The sequence below is a fragment of the Leuconostoc sp. XM4 genome, assembly GCF_055698815.1.
The window spans coordinates 1371014-1386832 of record NZ_CP134507.1; the positions used below are offsets into that span (position 1 = coordinate 1371014).

Genomic DNA, 15819 nt, shown 5'->3' on the forward strand with positions numbered 1-15819 from the left:
TTAAGGCCTCAGAACCAGACTGTAAAGGTTTTTTATGAATTTGTCAACAAACCGTCATATTTCTAGGTGTTTCGTCAAATCGTAGCTTTTAATAGTTTAATAAAATGCTATAATTACTTTTGATAATTAAAATAAAGAGGACTATAAAATGAAAGCACAAGTTGTCTATGCAACGCTTACTGGGAACAATGAAGATGTAGCAGATATTATTATTGAAGCGCTTGAAAATGCTGATGTTACGGTAAAAAAATCTGAAATTAGTCAAACCGAGGTCGATGAATTAGAAGATGTCGATATTGCCGTGGTTGTCCCCTATACATATGATCAGGGCTCACTGCCAGATGAAGGATTAGACTTTTATGATGATTTAGCTGATGCAAATCTTGCGGGTGTCGTATACGGTGTTGCAGGATCAGGAGATACCTACTATTTGGATGATTATTGCTTAGCAGTACCAAAATTCGAAAAGCAATTTTCGCTTACCAACGCAACTAAGGGTGCAGCAGGTGTCAAAATTAATTTAAACCCACAAGCAAACGATATCCCAACACTACAAAAATTTGCACAAGATTTAATTACTGCAGCTAAAAACAACAAATAAAAAGAAGGCGTTCAAGCCTTCTTTTTAAATATAACTAATTTACTTAACGCAAAGTTGGAAATGATTACAAAAACATTTTGTATGATATTCCAGATTTGAGCATCTTGCTTTAACAAGTTAACCCCAAAATAAAAAATAACAAAGCCAATTACGGCAGTAGCAATTCTTGCTACCAAGAACTGAAATATCTCATTGATTACCGTCTTAAGGTCGTGAGCTGTTGAGTGAAACACCCAAGTTCGGTTTGTAAGATAAGCAAAAAAGATAGACCAAAACCAAGCAAAAAGATAAGATACAGAAGAATTCATATGCCATGCTTGAAAGGCTAACCAAAAGGCAATGATGTTAACCAACATTGTTAAGCCGCCAAATACGATATACAAAATAGCTTCTTGGTACTGAGTCAGCAATAACTTTATTTTTTCCATGAATTTCTCCTAAAAATAAAATAGCCCCCAATTAGGCACTATTTCATTTTCCCTTTAAATCATCTGCAAATTCAATTATTGGATTGAATGTTTTACCAGCCTGAAATCCCTTTTTAAAGATATCAAGCTTTTCTTGCTTTCGTTCTGTATTCGAAAACTTAATTTGGAAATATTCAGCCCACATACGTAGTAACGCACGATTACGACGATAGAAATCACGTTTTTTTGCATAATATCTTTTATTTCGGTAAGAATAAAAGTAACGTGGTGTTCGGTTTTCATTATCATTAAGTAGACTACTACCCACATTTTCTGCCATCTTGTGGGTCACCTTTGCGCTTGGTACAAAATATCCAGGTGCAACACGACCGGCGCGTTCGGTATATTCAATATCATCGCCCCAAATAAAGAATTCCGTGATAGGCAACCCAATCTTTTTAACTACTTCACGTTTTACTAATAATGAAACGAACGTTGCATTTTGTAGTTGCACAGGTTCCACTTGATCCTCTGGAATTACTTTCAAACGATTCATTGGTGCTGGCTGATTCATTAGTGCACGATGCCCATCAGTCCAACGAACATCACTAGACAAGAAACCGAATTGATCTTGCTTATCAGCAAACTTCAATAACTCAGTTAACGTATCTGGATGCACAACAGTGTCGTCATCCATCAACCAAACAAAGTCATCGGTTGTGTGCTCCATAAAGTAGCGCACACCTTTATTAAAACCGCCGGCGCCACCAATGTTTTCTGGTAAACGTACATATTCGATTTGGTTGCCAAGTGAGGTTAGATACTCTTGCGTATCAGATTTACTATTATTATCAACCACAATAATGTGTGAAAGCTTGGTATCTTGCGTCTGTAAACTTTCAATTACTTCTTTTAGAAGAGTAAGACGATTAAATGTGACAATCACTGCACTGACATTCTGAGACATATTGTTTTCCTTAATTCAAAAATATTGTTAAATTTACCACTAATGTTAGTATAAACAAAAAACCAACAGTCGTATAGAAAAAAATTTTTTTAGACATATTCCATTTTACATGAATCGTCACAAAATCTAATAAGAATTCAATGAGTTTTATTGCAGCAATCAAACCAAAAACAGAAATAAATATATTTTCCGCTCGACCATAACTAAAGTACACACCACTCATTTTAGCAGCAATTATCGTAACGATGCTCCCTATCAAAATCCAAATAACTCGCATTTTAGTAGATTTGACAATAATACTATCGTTCATAACGAGCAAACCTGTTCCAAGTAATGCTGCATTTAAGCTGAATGGTAGATCAATAATTTCACCTATATATTGAGGCGCAATCATCAAAACTATTGCAGAAACAATGAGTACGCGTTTATCGGAAATTTTTTGATGCATATAATGGGCTAGTTTCATCGCAATGGGTGTCATCATTAAAAACCAACCGATTGGGTATTTCGTCCAGACTTCCCCTAAGGGCGTATTCAAATTCCCCTCATTACCAAGTGCACCAGCAGAGATAGCATCCCACCAGTTTCCCATAGCAAATTGAAATGGTGTGCGCACAGGAATCACCTGCAATGTGATAAAAAATCCAATGACTGCTAATATGGTTGAAAGCAGCAAATAACAATCAAAGATGTCACCTGGTTTACGATCTTCCAATGATGCCAATCGCGCAAGGCCCACCAATAGTAACGGCCAAGAAAAGTAACTCACCAGCTTACCTAATCCATGAAAAGCATGTAAATCACCTGTAACTTTTGTTAAATACACAACGCCAATTAAAGCAATGATGACCGTTAAGAAGGCGTTTAAATATTTTTTTGTCATATTATTTCACCTTCTGGAAAAACTTTGTTTTTAGTAAATAGTTTTTACCTGTCGTAATATCATATTGCACGAGTTTAAAATCCTTCACAAGCTTTTGTTGTTCTGCCGTCAAAGATTTTTCATCAATATTTTTTCCGTTTTTATCAATAAATGACAGTTTACCATTCTCATCACGTTTGTAGTTGTTAATTGTTGGTACTTTTTCAAGCAATTCGGTCTTCAATGCCCAGTACGGATCGACCTTCATATTGTTCATTTTAAGCACCATTGCAGTGAAATCAGATGGGTCTGCATAGCTTTCTGAAACATCAACTGTACCGTTAGCTTTTTTGGCTGCATCATTTTGCCAAATAAAATAGGGTGTTGAATGCGCTGATAAAGCATCTGTAGATGTGTTCACGAAGCTAAATATTCCTGGCCAGTGATCCCCATACCAGACCAGTGTAACCGGCCGCTTTAATTTGTTTAATTTATCAAGAAATGCTTGTGTAGCGTTATCCGTGTAATGAAGTCCCTGCAAATAAGATTCTATCGTATCCAAATCTGCATTTGAATCAGTTGGCTCAATAACATTGTAATCACGTCCGGAAAATGTCCAAGGTGTATGATTTTGCATTGTTAATAATTGAATGAATTGGCTGTCATTACCACTACTAATTTTAGAAAGCACATTTTTATATGCTGAAGTGTCGCTAGCATGATTGCCGCCACCAACTGAAGCTGTATATTTGACTGGTGTGTCACTGTCAGTTGTATAGAAATAATTAATACCCATATTTTTGTACACAGCACGTCGATTGTAAAACGAACCCACATATGGATGGACCACAATTTTTTTATCAAACTGTCCAGTGACCGTTGATTTTTCATTAATGCTACTTGTTAATTGTGAATACGGCATCGTAATTGTTGGCTTATACGCTGTGATATTAAATCCCGTCAAGGTCGAATATTCAATTCCAGCAGTACCACCGCCATATCCTGAGGAAACCATATGGCCAGAACTTGTAGTATTCATAATATTATTGAGCTTTTTTAAAGGATTATCACTAATTGTCAATCCTGGCACATAACTTGGTTTTGTTAAAGATTCACTGAGCGTATAAATAACTGTTTGGTTTTTAAAGTTTTTATTTTGTCGTGTTGCATTGATGCTTTTTGCTTCGCCTTGGTATTTTTTTACCAGTTTCTTCATCGTGGCCTGACTATAACCCTTAGGTTGTACCATCGCATCTGTCGTTCGTGAATTTAGCAACGCGACAATTCCACCATTAGAAACAGCATCGTAAAGTGAATCCCATACTTTAGGATCATCCCCGAGCTTAATAAAGGTTTCTTTATTTTGATCAGAGTTTATTTGGAAGAAAGGCACTAACGCCAAAATAGAAATAATCATTAATACTGCACGCCAGCGAATTGATCTAAAGACAATCCATTTACTGCGACGGTAAATAATGAAAAGTAACACCGCCATAACAATTAGAATTACCACAAAAGCTATTACTAATTTGATATCTAACATTCCAATCAAATTACCAAAAGCCGTCACTTCTTGTAGACTTGCCTCGGTTATTGCTTCTTGTCTAACGTTAATCAATTGGTATTCAGCAACCGTTACGATGGCTGTTAAAACAGCCATTACGATAATTGTTACCGGTATCCGATTACTAATAAGAGTAATAAGCCACATTAATATCATTAGAATCAATACGTTTATACCGGCCGAGGTCGTTTGATTGATGACAAATTGGATACCATTTGTCCAAGCACTACGCCCCCAATCACCAGTGCCATATCCCGGATCGGTGATCATTACTCCCACTTGAATAATATAAAGTGCGATAATTGATAACCAAAGAAACAAAAAATTAAGCCGTAAAAATTTAAATATTTTATTCCGTATCTTCATTTTATTTTCCATTCTAAAAAAGGAACAGTGCTATGCACTCTCCCCAATGTTATAAAATCTATTATACCGTAAAAATTTAATGCTGTCTGCCAAAGTCAAGCAGGTACTATATTTTGCTTTTATTCAAAGGCAGTATCTTATCTTTTTTACGAAACATATATGTAATGATACATAAAATAACAAATAATAAAGTAAATATCGCATTATATTGCTTTTTCGATACAAGAGTATTTTGGCTAGATCGAGCAACTGTCATAACTGGCATCAACTCAGGGTGCCCCGAAATACTTCTGTACAAACTGTTAAAAGAGAAATCAGCCTTACCTATATCAATAATTCCCTGTGTATAAATCGCTTGGTTAGTTGGATTAGTCAAGGTTAAGACATACTTTCCCTTCTGCATAGTATTGGCTTTTGTGTTTCCATTGCTGTCAACCTCAATTGACTTATGCAATGTAGTATTCATCAAAGAGATCTGAAGCGGTAAATATTTTTTTACTTGCTGTGATTTACTGTCTGAAGAAATACTATACGCAGAATTATAAAAAATACCAGTATTTCCCGTTGTTTCAACATCAAATGTTATTTTTAATTTGTCATGAGCCTTTATTTTTACATCGCTTTGTCCTGCATATGCGACATATGGCTGATGAATCGAGACGTTATTTTTTTCAACTAACTGTGTTGTCAACGAATAGTTTGATAAGTAACCAAAAACTAGCAAACCCGTACTTATAATAAAGTACCTAATTACGTCTTGTTTTAATACACTACCGAATCGACTAATCCATCCTACAATGTCTAGTTCAGCTAACGCATATGAAAAAATAAATACAGTAAACGGCACAGCTAATAGGCTATATCGATCTCGAACTTCCCACAAACCAACTTGGAAAGCACAAACACCTAATACACCCAACACACTAAACAATACTACTGGAGGAATCGAACGCTTATTTTTTAAATGGCGCCAAAGAAAGACAAACGTCATTACGCTCAGCAATATGTAAAAAAATTGAAAACCATTAACTAAGGTCACACCAAACCGGTCTAAAATTGATTCTTCTAGATTATTTTTATTTCCGGCGTACCAATAAAAGAAATCCTGTATGGTTAATCCCGTACCGTACATATATGTTGCTTTTTTTAGAAAATGTTCTGATAATGAACCAACTGAATAGTTAAGTAGACGACGTTTGATGGAACTAAGATATAGCCTATTCTTTTCTTTAGGAGTCCGTCCAGGTTGTTCATACAGCCAAGCGTCATTCCCATCAATTTGTCCGCTTGTATTTGGATTCAAGCCCATGTTAATGTATCTTGTAGCAGGTGTTACAACCTGATTATTACGTTCATAGCGTTGAGCTGTTTGTATAACGCTCGACCCGAAATACACAACAATCACAGTCGCTATTAGAATACTGATTTGTACAAATTTTTGACGAAGTGTTTGGCCCATCAAAACAATAGTAATCAATAAAGCAATTATAATCACAACACTATTTTGCCTTAGTATGAAAGTAAAAGCTAAATCTAACGCTGCCAAGAAAAACCAAAAATATTTAAATCTAGACTGACTGTACCAAACACGACAAAGTAAACCGAGTAACAAAATCACTAATGTAGATGAAATACTGTCATTATATATCCATTCTGTAAATAGTGTTAAAGGTAAATATAACAGTAACGAGAATAATAATATATTCCCCAGTTTAACATTGATATGCTTTTTTACAGTATAGCTAGTAAAAAGGATTGCTCCATCCAACATCAATAATTGGATAATGTACGTAGCTCTGAGCTGATTGACTATGTGAAAAAAATTAAAGAATCGATATATAAAACTCCAAAAAATAGCAATGTTTACATTATTAGGATAAATTTTGAAATAATAATTCCAATCAGAAACATTGTGTGATAAATTTTGTGCTTGAATATAAATGTATCCAGTGTCTGTGAAAGGTGAATTATGCGTAGATAAAATTATAGTAAACTGAGTAAAAATAATTAGACCAACAAACAAATAAAATAAAATTCTTTGCAGTCTTTTAGAAATAATTTGGAAATAATTTAAAAAAAGTACCAGCAGTATAAATAACAGAACTGATCCACATAGCAAAGTGAGAGGATTAAACAACTGGTTTGACGAGTGTTGAAAAGTTGCAATCAAAGACACTAAAAAAAAGAAAGCAACTCCTATAACAATAATTATATTGTTTAATAATTTAAAAATCACAAAAATTTCCTCTTACTTTTCTTCTTTTGTGATATAGATAGGCCTTTTTTTTGTTTCCAAAAAAATAGCAGCCATATAACGACCTATAACGCCCAGACTCAATAATTGAATGCCACCAATAAATAGCACAATGGTTACCATTGATGGCCATCCAGCGACGCTATTATTGTTAAGCAATGCCCTAATCACTATAAAGGCAGCACTCAATAGTGACAAAACAAATGATAATAGTCCTAGCACCGTTATCACAGTTAAAGGTACCGTTGAAAATGAAACTACGCCTTCAATAGCATACTTTGTTAATGACCAGAATGACCATGATGTGTTCCCCGCAACACGCTCACGATTTTCAAATGGTATGTATTTCGTGTTAAAACCAACCCAAGTAAAGATACCCTTACTAAAACGTTGATTTTCACTTAATGACAAAATAGCATCTACCATCTGTCGAGTCATGACACGGTAATCTCGTGCGCCATCAACAAGATGCGTTTGACTAATTTTGTTCATCCAAGTATAAAATTGCTCGGAAAACCATGACCGAATTTTTGCCTCGCCATTACGATTGGCTCTACGGGTTCCAACAGCATCATATTCACCGTTTTGAACCTCTCTCAGCATTTCTGGCAAAAGTTCAGGTGGATCTTGCAAATCAACATCCATAACAGCTACATAGTCACCATCCGCTTGCTGTAACCCAGCATAAAGGCCCGCTTCTTTGCCAAAATTACGAGAAAAACTAATATAATGAACATTATCATTAATTTTAGATAAATCTCGTAAGATCGATAGTGTACTGTCTGTCGAGCCATCATCAATAAAATGATAATGGACATCAGCAGTCAAATTAGGTTTGAGCTTCTCAATAGTATTATAGAAAATATTAATCGTTGCCTCTTCATTATGAACAGGAACAACTAGTGATAATATATTTTTCTTTAAGTGTCGTTGGACTGTACTTTCCATTATGATTCCCCTCATACGTTATGTACGCCCTAATGGGCTTGAGCTATTTTACTTGATCGTGAGCAAAATTAAACTCTTGATCAATGTCAAACTCTTGACGTACAGTATTGAATGCGTCATTGAAGACTTGATCCATATCAAAGTAACGATACTTTCCTAAGCGACCGCCAAAAATAATTTCTGGATGGCTCTTACGAGCTTCTGTAGCGTATGCTTTGTATATCTGTGTATTCTTGTCATTATTGACAGGATAATAGGCTTCTTTTGATCGATCCCATTCCTGTGGATATTCCTTTGTGATGATTGTTTTACCTTCATCAGCGAGGCCGTCCAAATGTTTCCACTCCATTACCCGTGTGTATGGTGTTTCGGAATCTGTGTAATTAATCACGGCATTACCTTGATAGTTGTCTGAATCAATAACCTCATGCTCAAAACGCAGGGAACGGTATTCTAATTCACCAAACTTATAATCAAAGAATTGATCAATCATGCCCGTGTACAAAACACGTGGAAATTCTGATAGCAACGTTTCCTTGTAATCAAAGAAATCTGTATCTGTCAAAACATCAACTAATCCATTGGATTCTGCGACCATATTTTCAAAAATTTGAGTGTAACCGCCTACAGGAATACCTTGGTAACGATGATTGAAATAGTTGTTATCATAAATAAATCTAACTGGCAACCGTTTAATAATAAAAGCTGGTAATTCAGTAGCCTTCCGACCCCATTGTTTTTCCGTATAACCTTTAATGAGTTTGTTATAGATATCTGTTCCAATCAATGAGATTGCTTGTTCTTCCAAGTTACGTGGTTGGCGATCCCCAAGATCTTTTAGTGCAATTTGCTTTTGTTCTTCAATCTTTGCATGTGCTTCATCAGGTGTTTTAGTACCCCACATCTGATAGAAAGTATTCATATTAAATGGCAAATTATAAAGCGTACCTTTATAGTTGGCCACCACTTGGTTTTGATACCCATTAAATTCCGCAAATTTACGAATATAGTCCCACACCTCTTTATTATCAGTGTGGAATATGTGGGCACCGAAGTCATGAACAGTAATACCATGTTCTGTGTGCGTATGCGTATTTCCACCAATATAGGGACGTTTTTCAACTACAAGTGAGCGCTTCCCGCGTTTAGCAGCTTCGTGTGCAAAAATCATGCCAAATGGCCCTGCACCAACGATTAAATAGTCATAATTTTTTGTATTAAATTGATTTGTCATTAGAAATGTACCTTTTTATTTGTATTTGGGAAAAACTTTCTTTTAAGGAAATTATACCCTTTATCTAACCAGTTTGTGCGCTCTAATTCTATTACTGGGCACTCTGCTACAGTGAGCTTTTTCGTATTAACCCAAGTATCCATTAATCGTTCACTTAGAAAACCATATACCCGTTTTTCTTGACCCTCGAGCTTATCCACATCTACTTTTGCTTCTACTTTGCCAAGCACTTCAAAAATGAAATCTGTGTACTCATTGAAATACCTACGCGGCATGATAAACATGTTAAAAAGATGTGCCGATGTCGACTGTTCCATATTCTCAAAAGCAGGTAAATACTCTGGATAATCCGCAGCAATAATTTCCTTCATTATATTATAAGGTTCAGCCGTGTGTGCGTGTAAATAATGATCACGTTGATTTTCAATATAGTAATTTCGCTTTTGAGGCAAAATGATATCAGCCTTTTTCAATAATTCCTGAGTTTGTGACTCAGTTAGGATAGCCGATAAACTGTGACCCTTTTTTTTACCCAAATAACGGCGGTAATGAAGTAGCCCCACGACCGGTGTGTCTGTGTTGTGCCGAATCCAATAAATTGCAGTTAACTCATTAAAGTTAGGATTTTTAGTTGAAATATTTTGTCCAACAGCATCAGATTGATAACCATCCGGTACACTATCATGTTGGGCCGCACCCACAAATATTGGTTGATAGTCGCTATCTTCTGGCATGATATACGGTTTATGTGTTGCAATGTATAAAGTCACAATGCTAACTCCTTTTCTTGATTAATTAGCATTTGCCGATAAAAGAAAAACATCAACAAATATGGCCATAAGAAAATTTGAATAACAAACAACGACGATACAGCGACTAAAATAATCATAATCATAAAGCTAATCTGAGTGCCTAAATGCCATTGCCAATTTTCTGGTTGACGTATTTTAAGCTCGTGTTGTACTACCAACGAACGTATGATTAAACGAGCTAGCATCCACAATGCTGGTATCATGATAACCAAACCATACGTCGCAAACCAACCAATTCCATCACTGAGCACAGGATAACCAATGTGCCTGTACACTTGCTGAAACTCTGGATTATAGGTCGTAGACTTTGGCACGTAATCCATAATGAAATACCCTGTGAAACCATAACCAACACCAAAGAGTGGGTGTGATAGGAATGTCAGCACTAAGGCAATGGTGCCACCTAGTCGATTAGAAGTCCCTTGTTTGTTGAATAAGAAATTATAAAAAATATCATGTATTGGCTGCACGAAGAAATATCCTAATGCAATACCAACAATAGCCATTATACCAAAAATAATTAAAATAATTTTATCATCACGTTTACTCCATAAAAACCAGAGTACGGCAGCTACCACTAATGTGATCAGTCCCGTTGTTGTTCGGGCAAGTACCAAAAACATTAAAATCGAACCAATAAAGGCCCAGTTAAACCATTTTTCTAAGGCAACGTGCTTTTTAAAATGCCAAAAATTTTGTTTTGTTATCGCGATACCTAAAATGATTGGCAAATAAACGACACCTAATAGGTTAGCTAAAAAAGCAGCTTCAGGTTCAAAACCATTCAATCGATAATTGTTAACTGCGTAGCTACCGGCTGCATAGAAATCGCGCCCCATCCAATGTCGTTCGAACAGACGTGCAATGGCATTAACGTACGGACGTATAGAAAAGTTATTCAGTGTCACCAACAACTGTGGAACCAAAACGATTCCCATGTATATCAGTAAACTAATCAGTCCACTTTTAATAAATAATCGTTCCTCTTTATGATTAGTGACCGTGAGGACGATTAATGCCCAAGACATATAGACAGTGACAATCCACCCCGCCAAAAAAATCATTGAACGAATAATACCAGTTGTTTGAATTGAGTCACCAGAATGCTGATAACTTAAAAACATCGCGATAAATTGCATAACCAAAAAAAATCCCGCTAGCAAAAAAGATTGCGCGCTAGGAATAATTTTTGCAATACGAGATGGAAAGCGATATATCTGCAACAATATTAAAAGTACAAATACTGGAAAAGCAATCATCATTGTTGTTTCAGCAAAACTATATGAATATGTTTTAGAGAAAAATGTGATTGGTAGTAAAAAAGCTGCCACAGCGGTGCCTCACTTTGTTGTCTTAGTCATCATTCGCTTATAGTTTTGAAAAATACCAGTAAGCAATATGATAAATGCGCCTAAGGTAATACCAAAGGCAAACCCAAATACGGCTAATTTCTTAGGGCTATAAACTGTGCCGGAGAGTACATCAGCCTTTTTCGCTGACGATAACAATAATGGCTTGGCCATGTCAGGATATAACTTGCTTCCTTCGATTGAAAATGCTTTAGCATATGCGTTAGCGATTGCAACCGACTTTTTGGCAGTTGCAGCGGAAGCACTAAAACGCATCATCAGCGTTTGGTCTGGTTGTGAAACAGTAATTGCGCTTACAATTTCTTTTTTTGTAACAGACACTGTGGATAGCTTTTTAGCCTGATTAACAACTGATGGATCGCTAGCAATCTTTTTATAAGTGTTAATTAACATTTGATCTGCTTGCACACGAGAATTTGGATCCTTAACCCCCGTGTTGCTTTTTGCAACAATAACATATCGTTCAGCCGTATATGCCGTCAGCACAGAGTGTTTTGCATATGTGTAAAGAGATGCTCCCATAACAATCCCCAGAATAAGAATCCACCAACTATTTTTCAACAGTCGTTTAACTAAATCTATTAACGAAAAACTCATTTTTTCTCTCCTAAAAATTAAAATGCACCATCGCGCTTAAATATTGCAATTACTGTTTTAAACAAAATATAAAAATCAAATCGCAAATTAGCACGATCAACATAATCTAATTCCATCTGTGCTCGTTCTGGATACTCAATATTACTGCGACCACTGGCCTGCCACAAACCAAATACACCAGGTTTTACTGATAAAAACTTATCAATATCTTCCCCATATTCGACTAACTCATCTTCTACAACTGGTCTTGGTCCGATAATACTCATCGTTCCATTCAAAGTATTCCAAAACTGTGGCAACTCATCTAGAGATGTTTTACGCAAGAATGCTCCAAATTTAGTGATTCGAGGATCCTCCGCTGTAGGTAGCTTATAACCACTAGCTACAAACTTAGCATATAAATCAGCATCTTGTTTTAATATTTTGTCAGCATTGTCAACCATGGATTGAAATTTATATATTTTAAAGCGTTTTCCATATTGGCCAACTCGCTCTTGTGCATAAATAATTTTACTTGTTTTCTTATCTTTAATAATAATTAAGGCAATAATAGCAAACACTGGTGACAATAGAAACATCGCCGCCAAAGATACGCTAATATCTAAACCCCGTTTTGCGGTTAAATAACCTAGTTTGCGTTTCAATTTTCCACCTCATTCGTGCACATATGTGCATGATATAACTTTACCATTATACCAGAAAAAAAGCGTCATTTCGCTATTTTATTTAGTAAGGGTATTTTTTTAAGAATTGGTGCTCGTAAAATAATGAGAATTAGGACATACATAAAGACACCTAATACCAGTTCTATTGATGTACTTTTGATGTTGATTTCTAGATATTGACTAATCATCGTAACCGAAACATACATCCCTAATCCCGCAATGATATAACGCCACATTTCAGAAAAATGATGCCAGATATTCATGTCTTTACGCGTAACGTATAGCTGATAACCAATCACCAAGAACTCTGATATCGTTGTAGCCACCGCAGCACCATTCACTCCTGCCACATAAATTAACCAGAAATTAAGTAGCACATTGGCTAATGCACCAATAGTGACAGATAGTGTAAATTCATTCAGACGTTTGGTTGGCACCAAATACTGCGTGCCAATAACCGTACTCCAGCCAATGAAAATAATAATTGGGGATAGAAGAACAATGACTTGACCAACTACTTTAAACTGCTCACCCAGAAACCAAATCATGGCTGTAGGGGCAATAGCAGCCATTCCAAAGGCCATTGGAACTGACAGTGCGGAGACAAAATCCATCGATTGTGTAATATTCTGCTTCATTTTGTCAAATTGCCCTTTGGCAAACTGGGCAGACATCCGAGGTAGCATTACAGTTCCAACAGATGTAACCAGTGCCAGCGAGACTTTTATAATTCGATCAGCATTATCATAGAATCCAGCCGAATCTGTTGAATTAGTAAAGAACGGCAACATTGTTTTATTCAACTGTAAATAAACTTGAGTCGCAATAGTTGGTAAAAACATCATAAATATTGGTTTCACATGTTCTTTTAAATCAAGTTGATGCCAGTTTGGTAATGATATCTTTTTAAATAAATAAAACCACATTGACAAGTTACCGAAAACTTGTGACAGCCCGAGTAACAAAATATAATTGCCGATATCGTTTGGTGTTTTCACTAAAACAAATATCAATACTGTCATTGCAATTTTAACGAGGGCATTTCGTAGGACAGTTTTCTTGAAATCCTCCATGCCCATAAAGTACCAAGAAATGTCAAGAATACCGGAAATAATGACCCAAGTTTGAAGGATTAGATAAACTTGATTATCTTCAATATTACTATTCAATTGCACACCATACTTCAAAAATAAAAAGTATAGCGCTAAGGAAAAGATTCCAGCAATCGTGTGAATAATTTGGATTTCCCAAAATTTTTGCTGTCTTGCTTGCTTATTGTCTTTTACATAGGCAATTTCGCGACTACCATATGTAACAATTCCAAGACTTGCAATCAATAAGAAGTAGGTTACAAACGAATTAGTCCAGCTTGCAACACCGACACCATTTCGACCAAGAACTCGCGCTAAATATGGCATTGTTATTAATGGTGCAATAATGTTAAGCAGCTGATATGCCGCAGTGTATAAATAGTTTTTTGCAACTTGCATGTTGTTAAGTTGTCCTTAATTTAGTCATATGACCAATAAACGGTTAGCCTAATAATAGCCCCTTCATAGAATTATATCAAATTATGAGATTTATGTTTACTTCATTTCCTGAACGACTAGGCTTGAACTTTTATTATCTAAATTATCGAATACAATGTTATCACCACTATCATTACTGTACTTAGCAAACGTAGCTACTTGTCCAGTCTTTGTCCAGAATACTTCAATACTGTATTGATCAACGTAAAAATCAACCTTTTCTGACCAATCTCCCCACAAATTGGTGTTATAGTCCTTATTATAAGCATCATTTGTAACATAATTACTTTGGCGATGTACCGTCAGTTTTTTGTCAAAATTATTAAAATGAAAGGAAACATTGCTATCTCCATTGCCAGCTCTAATAGTCAATTTTTGGTTACCGTTCACAACGGTACTAATTTTGTAAGCAGCTTTATTGGTTTTGATGCGACTTTTACTGTGCGCCCTCACCAGAGCTGTTTTCTTTTTTGTGTCAAATAGACCATTAGTAATAATTTTTGATGTTTTTAATTTATTATCTGAACTTAAAAACATTTTTCTAAACGCCGAATAATTGCCTTTATACTTTATATCATCACTAACGCGATTAATATAATCCCAGTTACCCATCCATCCAAAGCCAAGCAATTGTTCATTATTTTCTTGATAATTGTGTGCAGCATAATAATCAGTACCAAAATCAACACGTTCTGGATCAGTTTCAGCTTCAAACTGGCCGTTTTTCAATTGACCAACAACGTAGTATGAGCCGGTACTTTTTTGAAAATCATCAGCAAAACCATTAGCACCAAAAAACAAAATCCATTGCTTTTGATTATTATTTTTTTGATAAATTTGATGTATTTCAGGAACTTCTAAAGTACCTAAATCCCGTGGTGAATAAAAGCTATCTGTGTATTGCCAGGTTGTGCCGTTTTTGGAAATATAAAATCCAATTTTCATATGATTGTTATCATCCGCCTCAGCTACTGTCATGACAAATTGCTTGGCATCAGAATCATATATTACATGAGGGTCTCGAAAATCTTTTCCTTCTTTATATGGTTTTGCTACTGGCTTGCCATTATGAGCAACATGCCAATTTTCACCTTGATTAGTCGAATACCACATATAGGTCCATTGATTACCATTAATGTATTTCGTAGCATAAGCCAGTAATGAGTTTTTACCATGTCCAGATAAATTATCTGCGTCTTTGACAATAGAACCTGTGGCAACTGATTCTTGTTGGGAAACTGGTTTGATATCGGCGCTATCGGCTACTTTAAATGTTGTTAAATCTGAAGATACCGAACGAGCCCAACGAGTTCTTTGTTGATTTGCTTCCAATCCCTTACCAGTGTCCACCAAATAGAACAGTTCATATTTTTGACCATTTTTTAAAATAGTTTGCGTATCATTTGATAACCCATTTTTAGATAAGCCGTTTAAATGCCATTTTTGAGGTAATTGTTGTTGTGTCATATTTTTGCTGTTGTTTTTCAAACATATTAACCAACCAATCGAAAACAATACTATTCCCGCCATTATGATTGATAATACTTTTCTCATTCTATGTCGTTGCATGATGTTTCCTCTCTGTTAATAATATAGTAAAATTATGAAAAATAGCAATCCTGCTTTAAAATCAGGATTGCTAT

The 15819-nt window shown here is 35.6% G+C and carries 14 protein-coding genes; 1 reads left to right on the forward strand and 13 read right to left on the reverse strand.

Annotation, left to right across the window (positions count from 1 at the left end):
* Positions 1 to 148 precede the first annotated feature (148 nt).
* A complete protein-coding gene (locus RHP64_RS06975) occupies positions 149 to 601 on the forward strand; it encodes a flavodoxin (RefSeq protein WP_002815077.1) in 453 nt (150 codons plus the stop codon).
* Between the two features lie 11 nt (positions 602 to 612).
* Here RHP64_RS06975 and RHP64_RS06980 read toward each other — a convergent pair whose 3' ends face one another.
* The 13 genes from RHP64_RS06980 to RHP64_RS07040 all read right to left on the reverse strand — a co-directional run bounded on the left by RHP64_RS06980 (position 613) and on the right by RHP64_RS07040 (position 15745).
* The gene (locus RHP64_RS06980) at positions 613 to 1029 is read right to left on the reverse strand and encodes a GtrA family protein (protein ID WP_014324911.1); all 417 of its coding nucleotides are present in this window, start codon (positions 1027 to 1029) and stop codon (positions 613 to 615) included.
* 43 nt (positions 1030 to 1072) lie between these two features.
* A complete protein-coding gene (locus RHP64_RS06985; RefSeq protein WP_061514979.1) occupies positions 1073 to 1975 on the reverse strand; it encodes a glycosyltransferase family 2 protein in 903 nt (300 codons plus the stop codon).
* Between the two features lie 10 nt (positions 1976 to 1985).
* The gene (locus RHP64_RS06990; protein ID WP_011680086.1) at positions 1986 to 2858 is read right to left on the reverse strand and encodes a hypothetical protein; all 873 of its coding nucleotides are present in this window, start codon (positions 2856 to 2858) and stop codon (positions 1986 to 1988) included.
* Between the two features lies 1 nt (position 2859).
* A complete protein-coding gene (locus RHP64_RS06995; protein ID WP_111303478.1) occupies positions 2860 to 4767 on the reverse strand; it encodes an LTA synthase family protein in 1908 nt (635 codons plus the stop codon).
* A gap of 106 nt (positions 4768 to 4873) precedes the next feature.
* A complete protein-coding gene (locus RHP64_RS07000; RefSeq protein WP_129531692.1) occupies positions 4874 to 6262 on the reverse strand; it encodes a hypothetical protein in 1389 nt (462 codons plus the stop codon).
* 753 nt (positions 6263 to 7015) lie between these two features.
* The gene (locus RHP64_RS07005; RefSeq protein ID WP_025268248.1) at positions 7016 to 7969 is read right to left on the reverse strand and encodes a glycosyltransferase family 2 protein; all 954 of its coding nucleotides are present in this window, start codon (positions 7967 to 7969) and stop codon (positions 7016 to 7018) included.
* A 43-nt stretch (positions 7970 to 8012) separates the two neighbouring features.
* Complete coding sequence (glf, locus tag RHP64_RS07010) at positions 8013 to 9203, reverse strand: UDP-galactopyranose mutase (RefSeq protein ID WP_025268249.1); 1191 nt, start codon at positions 9201 to 9203, stop codon at positions 8013 to 8015.
* On the reverse strand, positions 9203 to 9973 hold the full coding sequence (locus RHP64_RS07015; RefSeq protein ID WP_011680093.1) for a DUF4422 domain-containing protein: 771 nt from the start codon (positions 9971 to 9973) through the stop codon (positions 9203 to 9205). Before RHP64_RS07015 ends, glf begins: the two co-directional genes overlap by 1 nt.
* Positions 9970 to 11346: an O-antigen ligase family protein gene (locus RHP64_RS07020; protein ID WP_059442141.1), complete on the reverse strand. Its 1377-nt coding sequence runs from the start codon at positions 11344 to 11346 to the stop codon at positions 9970 to 9972. Before RHP64_RS07020 ends, RHP64_RS07015 begins: the two co-directional genes overlap by 4 nt.
* A gap of 9 nt (positions 11347 to 11355) precedes the next feature.
* Positions 11356 to 11982: a YveK family protein gene (locus RHP64_RS07025; RefSeq protein ID WP_011680095.1), complete on the reverse strand. Its 627-nt coding sequence runs from the start codon at positions 11980 to 11982 to the stop codon at positions 11356 to 11358.
* 17 nt (positions 11983 to 11999) lie between these two features.
* On the reverse strand, positions 12000 to 12626 hold the full coding sequence (locus RHP64_RS07030) for a sugar transferase (protein WP_011680096.1): 627 nt from the start codon (positions 12624 to 12626) through the stop codon (positions 12000 to 12002).
* A gap of 65 nt (positions 12627 to 12691) precedes the next feature.
* Positions 12692 to 14137: a flippase gene (locus RHP64_RS07035; protein ID WP_128739693.1), complete on the reverse strand. Its 1446-nt coding sequence runs from the start codon at positions 14135 to 14137 to the stop codon at positions 12692 to 12694.
* A gap of 96 nt (positions 14138 to 14233) precedes the next feature.
* A complete protein-coding gene (locus tag RHP64_RS07040) occupies positions 14234 to 15745 on the reverse strand; it encodes a glycoside hydrolase family 32 protein (RefSeq protein ID WP_129531690.1) in 1512 nt (503 codons plus the stop codon).
* Positions 15746 to 15819 lie beyond the last annotated feature (74 nt).

Coding starts and splice junctions, on each gene's coding strand:
- RHP64_RS06985 (WP_061514979.1), bottom strand. CDS start 1,975: ATGTCTCAGAATGTCAGTGCAGTGATTGTCACATTTAATCGTCTTACT.
- RHP64_RS06975 (WP_002815077.1), top strand. CDS start 149: ATGAAAGCACAAGTTGTCTATGCAACGCTTACTGGGAACAATGAAGAT.
- RHP64_RS07025 (WP_011680095.1), bottom strand. CDS start 11,982: ATGAGTTTTTCGTTAATAGATTTAGTTAAACGACTGTTGAAAAATAGT.
- RHP64_RS06990 (WP_011680086.1), bottom strand. CDS start 2,858: ATGACAAAAAAATATTTAAACGCCTTCTTAACGGTCATCATTGCTTTA.
- RHP64_RS06995 (WP_111303478.1), bottom strand. CDS start 4,767: ATGAAGATACGGAATAAAATATTTAAATTTTTACGGCTTAATTTTTTG.
- RHP64_RS06980 (WP_014324911.1), bottom strand. CDS start 1,029: ATGGAAAAAATAAAGTTATTGCTGACTCAGTACCAAGAAGCTATTTTG.
- RHP64_RS07040 (WP_129531690.1), bottom strand. CDS start 15,745: ATGCAACGACATAGAATGAGAAAAGTATTATCAATCATAATGGCGGGA.
- RHP64_RS07035 (WP_128739693.1), bottom strand. CDS start 14,137: ATGCAAGTTGCAAAAAACTATTTATACACTGCGGCATATCAGCTGCTT.
- glf (WP_025268249.1), bottom strand. CDS start 9,203: ATGACAAATCAATTTAATACAAAAAATTATGACTATTTAATCGTTGGT.
- RHP64_RS07005 (WP_025268248.1), bottom strand. CDS start 7,969: ATGGAAAGTACAGTCCAACGACACTTAAAGAAAAATATATTATCACTA.